This window comes from Pedobacter sp. SAFR-022, assembly GCF_051965375.1.
Lineage (GTDB): Bacteria > Bacteroidota > Bacteroidia > Sphingobacteriales > Sphingobacteriaceae > Pedobacter.
On the sequence record NZ_JBQCME010000006.1, the window covers coordinates 38035 to 51112 of the forward strand.

13 protein-coding genes are annotated in these 13078 nt (G+C 44.3%); all 13 read right to left on the reverse strand.

The features are described from left to right. Nucleotide 1: 1 nt before the first annotated feature. The 13 genes from murD to ACTHQF_RS14165 all read right to left on the reverse strand — a co-directional run bounded on the left by murD (nucleotide 2) and on the right by ACTHQF_RS14165 (nucleotide 12944). On the reverse strand, nucleotides 2-1345 hold the full coding sequence (gene murD / locus ACTHQF_RS14105) for a UDP-N-acetylmuramoyl-L-alanine--D-glutamate ligase (RefSeq protein ID WP_440431062.1): 1344 nt from the start codon (nucleotides 1343-1345) through the stop codon (nucleotides 2-4). Next, a complete protein-coding gene (gene mraY / locus ACTHQF_RS14110) occupies nucleotides 1345-2592 on the reverse strand; it encodes a phospho-N-acetylmuramoyl-pentapeptide-transferase (RefSeq protein WP_440431064.1) in 1248 nt (415 codons plus the stop codon). The genes murD and mraY overlap by 1 nt, the downstream gene beginning before the upstream one ends. Beyond that, nucleotides 2592-4049, reverse strand: coding sequence for a UDP-N-acetylmuramoyl-L-alanyl-D-glutamate--2,6-diaminopimelate ligase (locus tag ACTHQF_RS14115; protein WP_440431066.1), 1458 nt, complete (start codon nucleotides 4047-4049; stop codon nucleotides 2592-2594). Before ACTHQF_RS14115 ends, mraY begins: the two co-directional genes overlap by 1 nt. 1 nt (nucleotide 4050) lies before the next feature. Next, nucleotides 4051-6147 carry a penicillin-binding protein gene (locus tag ACTHQF_RS14120; protein ID WP_440431068.1) on the reverse strand — a complete coding sequence of 699 codons (2097 nt, stop codon included), beginning with the start codon at nucleotides 6145-6147 and terminating at the stop codon, nucleotides 4051-4053. After that, nucleotides 6137-6571 carry an FtsL-like putative cell division protein gene (locus tag ACTHQF_RS14125; RefSeq protein ID WP_440431070.1) on the reverse strand — a complete coding sequence of 145 codons (435 nt, stop codon included), beginning with the start codon at nucleotides 6569-6571 and terminating at the stop codon, nucleotides 6137-6139. Before ACTHQF_RS14125 ends, ACTHQF_RS14120 begins: the two co-directional genes overlap by 11 nt. Further along, the gene (gene rsmH / locus ACTHQF_RS14130; RefSeq protein ID WP_440431072.1) at nucleotides 6568-7473 is read right to left on the reverse strand and encodes a 16S rRNA (cytosine(1402)-N(4))-methyltransferase RsmH; all 906 of its coding nucleotides are present in this window, start codon (nucleotides 7471-7473) and stop codon (nucleotides 6568-6570) included. The genes ACTHQF_RS14125 and rsmH overlap by 4 nt, the downstream gene beginning before the upstream one ends. After that, entirely contained in the window at nucleotides 7463-7936 is a 474-nt protein-coding gene (gene mraZ / locus ACTHQF_RS14135; protein ID WP_440431073.1) for a division/cell wall cluster transcriptional repressor MraZ, read from the reverse strand. Before mraZ ends, rsmH begins: the two co-directional genes overlap by 11 nt. A gap of 167 nt (nucleotides 7937-8103) precedes the next feature. After that, the gene (locus ACTHQF_RS14140; protein ID WP_440431075.1) at nucleotides 8104-9294 is read right to left on the reverse strand and encodes a sensor histidine kinase; all 1191 of its coding nucleotides are present in this window, start codon (nucleotides 9292-9294) and stop codon (nucleotides 8104-8106) included. After that, nucleotides 9291-10304, reverse strand: a complete 1014-nt coding sequence (locus tag ACTHQF_RS14145; RefSeq protein ID WP_440431077.1) for a serine/threonine protein kinase — start codon at nucleotides 10302-10304, stop codon at nucleotides 9291-9293. Before ACTHQF_RS14145 ends, ACTHQF_RS14140 begins: the two co-directional genes overlap by 4 nt. Continuing rightward, a complete protein-coding gene (locus ACTHQF_RS14150; protein WP_440431079.1) occupies nucleotides 10297-10731 on the reverse strand; it encodes an anti-sigma regulatory factor in 435 nt (144 codons plus the stop codon). The genes ACTHQF_RS14145 and ACTHQF_RS14150 overlap by 8 nt, the downstream gene beginning before the upstream one ends. Next, the gene (locus ACTHQF_RS14155; RefSeq protein ID WP_440431081.1) at nucleotides 10691-11110 is read right to left on the reverse strand and encodes an STAS domain-containing protein; all 420 of its coding nucleotides are present in this window, start codon (nucleotides 11108-11110) and stop codon (nucleotides 10691-10693) included. The genes ACTHQF_RS14150 and ACTHQF_RS14155 overlap by 41 nt, the downstream gene beginning before the upstream one ends. Before the next feature lie 6 nt (nucleotides 11111-11116). After that, entirely contained in the window at nucleotides 11117-11980 is an 864-nt protein-coding gene (locus ACTHQF_RS14160; protein WP_440431083.1) for an STAS domain-containing protein, read from the reverse strand. Between the two features lie 55 nt (nucleotides 11981-12035). Continuing rightward, nucleotides 12036-12944: a TIM barrel protein gene (locus ACTHQF_RS14165; protein ID WP_440431085.1), complete on the reverse strand. Its 909-nt coding sequence runs from the start codon at nucleotides 12942-12944 to the stop codon at nucleotides 12036-12038. Between the last annotated feature and the right edge of the window lie 134 nt (nucleotides 12945-13078).

The window sequence follows — 13078 nt, forward strand, 5'->3', positions numbered from 1 at the left end:
TCTATAGTTCTTTTACAGCTTTTTTAAACTGGAGGCCACGGTCTTCGTAGCTGGTGAAAAGGTCAAAACTTGCACATGCAGGTGAAAGTAACACGGTATCACCTTTCTTTGCCAGATGATAAGCAACCTGTACCGCTTCATCTGCCGAAAAGGTGTTTACAATGATGTCCACATCATCTTCAAAAGCCTCATGAATGCGCTTGTTGTTTTTACCCAGGCAAACGATCGCTTTTACCTTGTCTTTCACCAGGTCCTTAAGCATTTCATAATCGTTTCCTTTGTCTACCCCGCCCATGATCAGCACCACGTCTGTACTTACACTCTCCAGTGCATACCAGGTTGAATTCACATTGGTCGCTTTAGAATCATTGATGTAAGTTACACCCGAGATCTTGGCAACAAACTCCATGCGGTGTTCAATATTCTTTATATCTCCCATCCCTTCACGAATGGTCGCGTTACGGATATCCAGCACTTTGGCAACAATACCCGAGGCCATTGAATTGTAGATATTGTGCTTGCCTTGTAAGGCTAACTCTGCTATAGACATAGTAAATTGATCTTTTGAGTTTATATTTATGTGGATTAGGTCGTCTTCTACCCAGGCACCTTCATCTACGTGATGGAGGATTGAAAATGGAAATTGCCTGGCCTGCAGCTTCATGGTCTGCAGCATTTTCATGGTTTCGGCATCATCAGCACAGTAAACGAAATAATCCGCTGCTGTTTGATTTTGTGTAATGCGCATTTTTGATGCTGCATAATTTGCCATTTTGTAATCATAGCGGTCCAGATGATCCGGTGTTATGTTTAACAGTACCGCGATATCTGCCTTAAATTCGAACATGTTGTCCAGCATGAAACTTGAAATTTCAAGCACATACCAGTCGTATTGATCTTCAGCGACCTGTGCAGCAAAGCTTTTTCCGATATTTCCTGCCAGTGAAGCATTGATACCTGCTTTTTTCAGCAGATGGTAGATCAGTGTTGAAGTCGTTGTCTTCCCATTTGAACCTGTAATACAGATCGTTTTTGCTTTGGTATAACGTTTAGCGAATTCGATTTCCGAAATCACCGGCACATTTGCAGCCAGCAAGGTCTTCACCATAGCTGCAGTCTCGGGGATACCAGGACTCTTAATCACTTCTGTCGCATTGGTGATCAAGTCACTGGTATGCTGACCTTCTTCAAAAGGCACATTCAATGCGGTTAATTTCTCTTTATAGCCGGGTGCTATCTTGCCCGCGTCTGAAACAAAGACCTCAAAGCCCTGCTTCTGCGCCAGCAATGCTGCACCGTATCCGCTTTCACCAGCACCTAGTATTACAATCCTGCCCTTTTCCATTATCTTACTTTTAAGGTGATGATTGTAATGATGGCCAGCAGTATTCCAATTACCCAAAAGCGAACAACGATCTTCGCTTCATGGTAGCCTTTTTTCTGATAATGGTGATGTAAGGGAGACATCAGTAAAATACGCCGTCCCTCACCAAAGCGTTTCTTAGTGTATTTGAAATAAGAAACCTGCAGCATAACCGAAAGTATCTCTACCAGGAACACGCCACAAAGTATTGGAATTAACAGTTCCTTCCTGATCATGATCGCAAAGGCTGCAATGATTCCACCGATCGCAAGACTGCCGGTATCGCCCATAAAAACCTGTGCGGGATAAGAGTTGTACCATAAGAAGCCGACACATGCACCCACAAAAGCGCCCGCAAAAATCATCAGCTCTCCAGAATTTGGAATGTACATGATATTGAGGTAGTCGGCAATGACGGTATTACCAGAGACGTAAGCCAGAATGCCCAGCGTGATCCCGATGATGGCTGAGGTACCCGTGGCGAGCCCATCGATCCCATCGGTGATGTTTGCGCCGTTGGAAACGGCGGTGATGATCACTACAACAAAAACCATAAACACCAGGAAAGCATACTTCTCATATCCTGGACCAATGAATTTCAGCACCTTGGCGTAATCAAACTCATTGTTCTTGTAAAAAGGAACATTCGTAATCGTAGTCTTGATGTCCTGTGTATAGTAGTAGGTTTCACCTTTTTGCCTTAACACCATCGGTGCTTTAGATTTCGTGATGTTGGCCTCATCAACTTTCTGACGTGCTACAATGTTCGGGTGAAAGTACATGGTATAGCCAATGATCAGTCCAAGACCTACCTGACCTACAATTTTGAAACGACCAGCAAGGCCTTCTTTATTTTTCTTAAAAACTTTGATGTAATCATCTAAAAAGCCAACTGCCCCCATCCAAACGGTGGTTACAATCATCAGAATGACATAGATGTTCGACAAATTTGCCAGCAATAAGGTTGGCACCAGAATACCAAGCAGGATCATAATACCACCCATCGTTGGTGTACCCTGTTTTTGCATCTGGCCTTCGAGCCCAAGATTACGAACGGTTTCGCCAACCTGCATTTTTCGCAGATAGCTGATGATGTTATGTCCGAAAACAGTCGTGATGATCAAAGAAATGATGATCGCCAGGGAGGTACGGAAGGTGATGTACTGGAACAATCTTAATCCAGGAAAGTCATAATGTTCTCGGAGGTAATCAAATAGATAATATAACATTAGCTGATTAAGTTTAATTGTTCCGTTAAAATTTCCTTATCATCAAAATGATACCTCACCCCACTGATCTCCTGATATTTTTCATGTCCCTTTCCAGCAACTAAAATGATGTCTCCAGGCTTTGCCAGATGACATGCTGTTTTAATTGCTTCCTTCCTATCTGTTATGGTTAATGTTTTACGTTTATTGCTGGGTGAAACACCAGCCTCCATATCGCGCAGTATGGCGTTTGGATCCTCGGTCCTTGGATTGTCGGACGTCAGGATCACCTTATCACTCCAGTCGCAGGCTACCTGTGCCATCACCGGACGTTTTGAGGTGTCACGATCACCGCCGCAGCCAATTACAGTAATCACTTGCTCTGTGCCCTTGCGGATATTCGCGATCGTGCTTAATACATTCTGCACGGCATCTGGTGTATGCGCATAATCTACAATACCGATGATTTTTTGGTTATTTGCAACATAGTCAAAGCGACCTTCCGCGCCACTAAGCTCACTAAGCACCGTAAGCACCTGCATCTTGTCTTCACCCAGTAGTATGGCTGTTCCATATACCGCCAGTAAGTTATAAGCGTTAAATGAACCCACAAGTTTGAAGTACACTTCAAGCTGATCGATCTCAAGGTTCAGGCCACTGAAGCTGTTTTCAATAATCTTGGCTTTGAAGTCGGCCATCTGTTTAAGTGCATAGCTCTTCTTGGTCGCTTTCGTGTTCTGCAGCATCACCATACCGTTTTTATCGTCTGCATTGGTCAAGGCGAAGGCTGCCTTTGGCAAACCATCAAAAAACGCTTTCTTTGCTTTGATGTAGTTGTCGAAGGTTTTATGGAAATCCAGGTGATCGTGTGTAATATTAGAGAACACCGCCCCTGCGAAGTGTAATCCTTCAATCCGGTGTTGCACCACCGCATGTGAACTTACCTCCATAAAGCAATAGACACAGCCGGCATCAACCATTTGCTTTAATAGCAAGTTTAGTGCAACCGGGTTTGGTGTGGTGTGCGTAGATGGAATAACCGTTTCTTTAATCTGGTTCTCTACAGTTGAGATCAGACCAACAGCATATCCAAGTTCCGTAAAGAGCTTGAATAATAAGGTTGCAATGGTCGTTTTGCCGTTTGTTCCGGTAATCCCAACGAGTTTCAGCTTGGAAGATGGATTGCCATAGAAATTGGCAGCCATAATCCCGAGCGCTACATGGGCGTTTTCCACCTGGATGTAGGTCACCTCCGGCGACTGTACTTCCGGCATATCTTCACAGACAATCACCGATGCACCTGCAGCAATGGTCTGCCCGATGTACTGATGCCCATCGGCCAAGGTGCCTTTAATGGCAAAAAATACGGTTTCAGGCTGAACTTTTCTGGAATCAAATTCCAGTGCGGCAACCTCCCTGTTTGTTACACCAACAAGCATCTGTATCGTTACGCCATATAGGATATCCTGCAGCTGCATATTATTTCAATTCTATTTGTACGCCTAAGCCCTTGCTGATCTTTGAGCCCGGCGCTATCGACTGTTTTACTACTTTTCCACTACCTGTTACTTTCGCTTTAAGGCCTGCATTCCCCAAAAGGTATAATGCATCCTTTAAGCCCATGCCGGTAACATTCGGCATCACGCCCTTTACGGAAGTATATTCCTGGTAAACCAGGCCATTGCTGGTATCAATGCTGTTGAAGTAATCACCTTTGGCAGCATATAATGTTTTGATACCTAAAGACTGATAAACGGTTTTCACGGCTTTGCTTTTACCTGCTTTTGCTTCAGGTGCTTTGGTATTTCCCACCAGATGTTCGGTGTAGTTTTTGGCCAGGGACATATCAGAGGCGTAAATGCGGTCTGCGATTTCTTTGAATGGCGGGCCTGCTACCAGCGCCGCGTAATAAGCACCTTTAGGATCGTTGATCACCACAATTAGGGAATATTTTGGATTGTCTGCAGGAAAATAGCCACAGAAGGAACTTTGATACTGACGTTTAGCGCGGTATCCCTTGTTCCCATCCGCTACCTGTGCAGTACCCGTCTTTCCGGCGATCTTGAAATATTTAGAAGCCAGCGATTTTCCTGTACCCTGTGTGAATACACCTTCCAGCAGATCCTGCATCTTATCGATGGTTTCATCGGAAGCAATTTTCTCGTTGATTACCCTTGCCTCAAATTGCTCTATTGGGTTGCCTAATTTACGGATCTCCTTAACAAAGATGGGTGCGATCAATTTACCATCGTTTGCAATGGCATTATAGAAAGATAGCATGTGTAAAGGCGTTAACTGCATCTCATAGCCATATGCCATCTGCGGTAAAGTCAGGTTCTTATTCCAGCTTTTATTCTTTGGATTTTTAACTACCGGCTGTGCTTCACCTGGGATCTGCAGGTCAAGTTTCTCATTCAATCCCCAACGATACAGATGATCCGTGAACCTGGACTGATCATTACGGTAATGGGTATTTACCATTTGTGCAATCGCAGCATTGGAAGATTCTGTAAAAGCTTTCTTCACGGTTACAACACCGATGCTACCATGCGAATCTTTGATTGTCTTCCCTGGCACTCTGTAATTTTCCGTTGAAACCAATGTATTTGTATCAACCAGACCATCTTCCAGCAGCGCCATGTAAGAAGCAACTTTGAATGTTGATCCAGGATCCTGGTTACCTGCAATGGCGTAGTTGAACGTTTCTTTATATTCTCCTTTGGCAACCTTGGTGTAGTTGGCAATAGCACGAACCTCACCGGTTTTAACTTCCATCAGGATCACCGTACCATGGTGTGCATCACTTGCAATAAGCTGCTTCTCCAAGGCACTCTGACAAAGGTCCTGCATATTAATATCGATCGTGGAAATGATATCCGCCCCTTCTTTAGAAGCGATCTCCGCTTCTTCATTCACCGGCATCCAAACACCACCCGCCGTACGCTGCACTAAACGCTTACCACTTTCACCATCGATATATTTACCGTAGGCACCTTCCAGACCTACCCCATTCTGCACGTTTACATTCTTGTAACCAATAGTACGTTGAGCTAAAAATTGGAAAGGAAGAATGCGTTTATTCTTTTGAATGGCAATTAAGCCGCCGGAGTATTTCCCGATATTGAACAGCGGGAAGCTTCGCACAACTTTAAGGTCCTGGTAATTAACCTTACGTTTAAGCAACACATAGCGCGAGGAATCCTGTCTGGCACGGCGCAGCATTCGCGCGTATTCCTTAGGACTCTTATCCCTGAAGAAGCCCGACAAACGAATCGCCAGGGAATCTACCTTGCTGTAGAAAACCTCGTTATCACTGATGCCACCAGCAAACATATCAATACGGAGTTCATACTCCGGAACCGAAGTCGCCAGCAGGCTTCCATCGTTAGAATAAATATTTCCACGCGCAGGCTCTATATTGACATACTTTGTAGAGAGGCTATCGGCCATGGCACGCCATTTACTCCCCTCTACAAACTGTACATCGCAAAGTCTGATTAATACCGCCACGGCAAGCAGTACAATCAGGCCGAAAGCCAGATAAACACGTAGTAATATGTTCGCTCTAATGTTCATTGTTCTTCACAATAATTTTCTTTGGCGGTTCGGTTAAAGTCTTTACACCCAAAGTGTCTACCTTCTTTGCAACTTCGGTCAATTTACTCTTGAACATCAAGTCAGCCTTAAGCGACTTGTATTCCCAACTTAATTCTTTTACTTCTTTCTGCAGTTTGTCAATATTCCTGATGTTCTGCATCGCGATGTGACTGTTTCCAATGTATAACATCCCCAGAAAGGATAAAAACAACAAAAACGGCAACATCTCCGTTGCAGCTTCCTTACTCACACCACCCTCACTAAAAAGCTTCTTAAAAAATGTCTTGGCGCCCATTTTGGCTTCAGGCACATCTTTTACAGGCTTTGCTTTCTTTACCTTAACGATCGGTTCAGCCATCATTTCCGGCTCGTCGACCTCATATGTTCTGAATTGGTTACTCATATCTTTTCTCCAATCCTTAATTTTGCACTTCTTGAACGACTGTTATCCACCAGTTCATTTTCATCAGCGACAACAGCCTTTCGCGTTACCACATTAAAAGGCTTCAGCTGATTACCATAGAAATCTTTATCTACTTCTCCGCGGACCTTGCCTTTGGCAATGAAATTCTTTACAGGCCTGTCTTCCAGCGAGTGATAGGACATCACCACGAGGCGACCACCCGGATTCAACACCTCTGCTGTTTGCTCCAGGAAGCGCTCCAACACTTCAATCTCCTTGTTCACTTCAATACGAAGCGCCTGAAAAACCTGCGCCATATACTTGTGTTCTTTACCCTTTGGGATATGCGAAGCAATTGCGGACTTAAACTCGGCAAGCGTGTTGATCGGCTGCGACACACGTGCAGTAACAACTGCTTTCGCCAGTGATTTAGCATTCTTAACTTCACCGTAAATGCCGAAGATGCGATGTAATTGCTCTTCAGAATAGGTGTTTAAAACTGTCGCTGCAGTTAATTCACCTTGCTTATCCATACGCATATCCAGTGTAGACTCGAAGCGTGTGGAGAACCCACGTTCAGGCTCATTAAATTGGTGTGAGGACACGCCTAGATCAGCCAGGATGCCATCTACTTTTTTAAATCCCAATAAACGAAGGTTGTTTTTAAGAAAAGCGAAGTTTTGATCTACGAAACGGAATCTTGGATCATCAATCTTGTTACGCTGTGCATCAGGATCCTGATCAAAAGCAATCAGGACACCTTTATCGCCCAGGTGTTTTAAGATCTCACGGGAATGGCCGCCCCCACCGAAGGTTACATCAACATAAACACCATCGGGTTTAATGTTTAAACCATCAATACAGGCCTGCAACAATACTGGTACGTGGTAATTAGTTTCCATGCTCCCCCTTGTTTTTATTTCCCATTACTTCTTCCGCTAAAAGTGCAAAGCTCTTCGGATCCTCGTCAAACAAAGCTTCGTAAGCCCCTTTGTTCCAAACTTCGATCTTATCCAGCTGACATGCTAAAACCAGTTCTGAGTTGCTGGAAATCCCAACAGCTTCCATCAACGATTTTGGAAGATTAATCCTTCCAGTAGCATCCATCAGCAATTCGGTCGCACCCCGGGTAAATAGTCGAATAAAGATCCGGTGTTTTTCTTCGTATTGATTAAGTTTGCTCAACTCTTCAATCTTCTGTTCCCAAACTTTCTTCGGATAAATAACCAGATGCTTTTCGAACCCACGGTTGATGACAAGTCCCTCTTGGTCAACATTTGGCAATTGCTTCTTCAGACCGGAAGGCACCATCAGGCGACCCTTCGCATCCAATTTACAATCATACTCTCCCAGCAGTTGAACCATTATAATATTTACACCTTTAATGTAGGGTAAAATTAACGACTTCTACCACTTTTTACCACTTTCTACCACAAAAAATTTATCAACATCGTAGGATACAGCAAAAAAGGGCCTGGCGGCCCTTTTTTAAGTGTTTTATCGGTGGGAGATCAGCGCTTCTCTAAGGTCTTTTATGCGAAAGGTAACGAAATATGGAAGGTAGATCCTTCACCTGTGGTACTTTCTACCCAAATATCACCACCATGTGCGTCCACAATTTTAGCTGCGATATACATACCCATTCCAAGTCCGGAATGTTTGCTTAGCACTTCTGGTTCACGGTGAAATTTCTGGAAGATCTTCGTGATGCCGTCCGGCGAAATGCCGATACCCTCATCTTTGATAGAGAAGATCAACAGTTTGTTCTCATAATCATTTTTGGTACAAAGATGTATGCTCGTACCGGATTCAGAGTACTTGCCAGCATTGCTGAGTAAGTTACTCAGCACCTGCTCCATACGTAGCTGGTCAATCCGTATGGTATAGGTATCAGCACAATCGACCACAAGTGTATGGTGCGGAATCAAGTGCCGCAGATCTTCAATGGTTTGATGAAGATAGCTCACAAAATCCACTGGCGTCATTTTGTATTCCAACTGACCGATTTCAATTTTGGCGGAGTCCAGCAACTGCAAGGCAAGCGTAGATAACTTGACACACTGTGCATTCATTTTTGCTACGATCGACTGTGCTTGCTCTACTGTTTTCACTTTGGGCGAAAGCGCCAACTGTCCATATGCTTTCAATATGGTAATCGGGGTTTTAAGCTCATGGCTGGCCATGGAAATGAACTCTGATTTAAGTTCATTCATCACCTTGGAAGCACGAAGTTCGGCCTCCTGAAGTTCAGCCTTCGCCGTAAGTTCATTCTTACTGATCTTCAGCACTTCATAAGGTGACACCGGACCGTTTTGCTCAAGCGCTTCCGCAATCTGCTGAATTTTAAGCCTGTTAAGGTTCAATGATTTAGGTAAGCCGATCGAAAATTCAACAATAATTTTTTCGGCAGTTTTATGGGTATCAAAGAAAGGCACCAGCTTTTTAGCATACATGAACAGGTCGGGATCTATAGGCGGTTCATCTGCTGGGTAACATATTTTACATATCAGCTTCTGACGGCGATCCTGCTCCACAATCCCAAGCTGTAACACACCATGGTCGGTGTGTTCGGTCATCACCCGTACAACCTCCGAAACCGCACTCGCAAAGGTGCTGCGGGTCGACAAATTAAGGTGTAGCAGCTCTGTTATTTTCAGAAACTTCTGACCAGATAATACCACATCCATCTCGTTTTCTAAGGTAACCTCTGCTAACTTGATCATACCTTATTTATTTTTATAATTACAACCGACATATCATCCGTATGCCGGGCAAAATCTTTATAAATAGCTGCTGCGATGATGATCGGATCGTAACGCTGTATGTGTGGATACTTCGTAATATCCCAGCGAGTTTTAATTCCGTCTGAACACATCACAATAAACTTGTAGTCCTTAGCTGGTATCTCATGGCTGGTCATGGTGTTTGGAATGTTATGGCCGATGATACCGTTATAAGGCATAATATTTTTACACTCTGTATTGCCGACGATCTTTGATGCAATATTCCCAACACCAAGAATGCTATAAACATCCTTCTGTCCATCGTACACCAATACAGTGCCTACCCCCCCTCTGGTTTTCTTCAGTGGTGGATGCATGTACCGGACAATATCTGCAGGATCATGTAAAGGACAAAGTTTAAATGCACTGAATGCTTCTTCTACAGCTTTGTTGGCTTCAGGTCCGTGTCCCAGCCCATCCATCAGCATCAGCTTAAAATAGCGTTCTGAAAACTTATACGTAAAACCATCACCGCTAACTTTCTCCGGCGGTTTTGGCACCACGATACCCCGAACCACAATCCGGCGGTTTTCAGTACGCGCATCTGTTTTATAGAGCCTGGATACTAGGATCGTCCCCCAGCCTTTCAGGGAATAGATGCTGAAAAAGTCAGACATCCTTTTGATACTGCCCAATCCATGGCCCAGAGTACTGCCTGAAGATATACCATCACCCATCATAAGGGCCAGGTCATTGAACCCCGGTCCGCTGTCCAAAGCGATGATCTCCATATATTGGTCATTCCCCAGCCCCTGAACGGCACAGAGCACCTCTCCACCGTTGGTGTATTTGTCCAGGTTGGAGGTAATCTCGGCAACAATAAGATCCAGGTGCGCAATCTTAATCTCGGAAAAATCAGCCTGTACTGCCTGTTTATGGATACCTTTTCTTAGCAGCGCATAATAACTCCGGTCGGAAGCTTCATAACGTGTATAGTTCTTGTTAACCATTACACCATTTAATGATAGACACTTTGGTGCCTACGCCAACTGTCGATTCGATTTCAAATTCATTTACAAGCCGCTTGGTTCCGGGAAGTCCCAGTCCAAGGCTTTTACCAGTGGAGTAACCATCTTTCATGGCAAGCGCGATATCAGGAATACCCGGGCCTTTGTCGATAAACACCAGGCGCACCCCGAATTGGTTCCTTTTGGAAACCCCTTCAATCAACACCTGACCACCACGACCATACTTGAGCATGTTACGCACCAGTTCACTCGCCGCAGTAATGAGTTTGGTCTGATTGACCAAGCCCATTTTTAGCTTTACGGCACATTCCTTAACACGGTTTCGAAAAGGCACAACATCGTGATCCTGCTGGATCAACATCGATTGTTTAGTAATCACGCTGATCATCTGGCTCATACTCATCCTCATCTTCGTTCGATGAATAGTCACTTAGATCTACTTTTGACTTCAGCAGTTCCATTCCACGTTCAACATTTAATGCCGTATGTACACCGGTCAGTGGCAAACCAAGCTCAATAAGCGTGATTGCTACTGCCGGCTGCATACCCACCACTACAGTTTCTGCATCTAGAATCTTCGACATACTTGCGATGTTGCCAATAATACGGCCCATGAAAGAGTCGACAATAGAAACAACAGAGATATCGATCAGCACACCCTTTGCGTTGGTGTCGCTGATCGTTTTGATTAAGTCGGCCTCCAGATTTAACGCCAGACGGTCATAAAGATCCACTTGAATGGTGACCAATAGAAATGGTCCCATTCTTAAAATTGGAATTTTCTCCATAGGGTATTATCGGTTTGCCGGAATTTGTACTTTTTTAACTTCCAGCTTCAGCGACTGAAAGGAGAACCTTAAAGCGTGGGCAAGAGAAGCTTTGGTGATGATGTTTGACAAATCAATACCCAGGTGGACAATTGTTTGTGCAATTTCCGGGCGTATACCACTGATCACGCACTCCGCACCCATCAAACGCGTTGCAGCAACGGTTTTCATCAAGTGTTGTGCCACCAGTGAATCTACTGCAGGGACACCTGAAATATCCAGAATAGCAATACTACTTCCGGTTTCAACAATTGCCTCTAACAGGTTTTCCATTACAACCTGTGTTCTGGCACTGTCTAACGTACCGATGATCGGCAAGGCAAGGATACCTTCCCATACGCGGATTACCGGGGTAGAAATTTCTGAGATCTCATCTGTCTGTCTGATGATCACCTCTTCACGTCCACGAATGAAAGTTTCAAAGGTTACAATATTGAAGCTGTCGAAAAGCGTATGCAGCTGTTTGCTTGCAGCATATAATGTTGCGGGATCTGCAATCAATTCAGCTTCAAGAACCTCCATAATGGCATTTTTCATACCATTTACAAAAACACCAGTTTCTTTAGGACTGAAACCTAGCTTTGCACGGCTGATGGAAAGATCTGATAAAGCCTCAACCACTTCATCGAATTCTGGGGCGTCGCCATTACCGGCATTGTCCACATTTAAGTTTTTCAGGAAGGCTGACAACAATTCTTCAGCTTGCTCCCTAATCTCCTGACTACTAATCAAATCATCATTGTAAGTCATGATATTTGACTGGCTATCAACCCACTTTTCTAGTATAACACTGTGAGATTTTCTTAGAATCTCAATGAAATTTGCTCCCATTTAAATTATTTAATGCGCAAAGATAGCATAATGATCAACTTATCGGCTCAGGTAATTATACCAGATTTGCTTGCATCCACTTTACGCTTGATGCGGGATCGTCAATGGTTTTGGCTCCATCCTGTTCAATGAAAGTATGTTGTACACCTGAAAGTGCCGATTGCTCGAATATGCGTTTAAAATCTACCTTACCCTGGCCCACGGGACATGGCTTTTTGCTGCTGCGATCGATATCTTTTACATGCCATAAAGGAAATCTGCCGGGATATTGTTTGAACATCTCTACCGGATCCATTCCCGCTTCGGTCGCCCAGGCCAGATCCACTTCCATAAACACCTGTTCCTTATTGGTCTGACCCAATATATAATCGTATGCACTAACGCCATCGATTTTGTCAAATTCTGACTGGTGATTATGGTAAGCAAACTTCATCTTTTGCGCGGCAGACAGTTCCCCTGCTTGGGCGAAGATCTCCGTAGTTCGTTTAATCTCATCCATATTCGATTCTGCCGAGCTGGAGCATATTACCCAGGAACAACCGCCTGCGGCAGAATCATCAACAATCTGCTGCAGATCATCACGAAGGTTTATGCGCCGGTTCGCTGTTCCGGTACTCGCGGTCTGGCGCGGCAAGCCCTGATAATGGTTCCCGATCCATTTCAGTCCATGATCATTCACCATTTTCGCGAATTCTTTTGGTTTGTGACCATAGTAAAGACTGTCGGGTGTGCCAGTCGCCGTTTCAAGTTCCTTTACCCCGATTGCAGCAATTTGCTTTAACACCTCAGCGGTGTTTGCAGCCTTGGCATTAAAAAGAAAATTCAAGGTGTAGGTCTGCAGACCTATAGGCGGATACCTTGATTTGGCAGCTGAAAAAATGTGCTTTGAACATCCGGAAGCAGATAGCAGTCCCATGCCCGCCAACGTCCCGCTGGCTTTTAAAAATGATCTTCTGTTAAACATATAGGTTTTATTTGGTTAGGTATATAGCCCTTCAGGCTTAGCACAATTTAGCAAATAATCCGGCAACGTTTATGCAACAAAGCTGTTCAATTTTGGACGGTTATGCACCTGCCGGGGGGTCAATACGGCCTCAA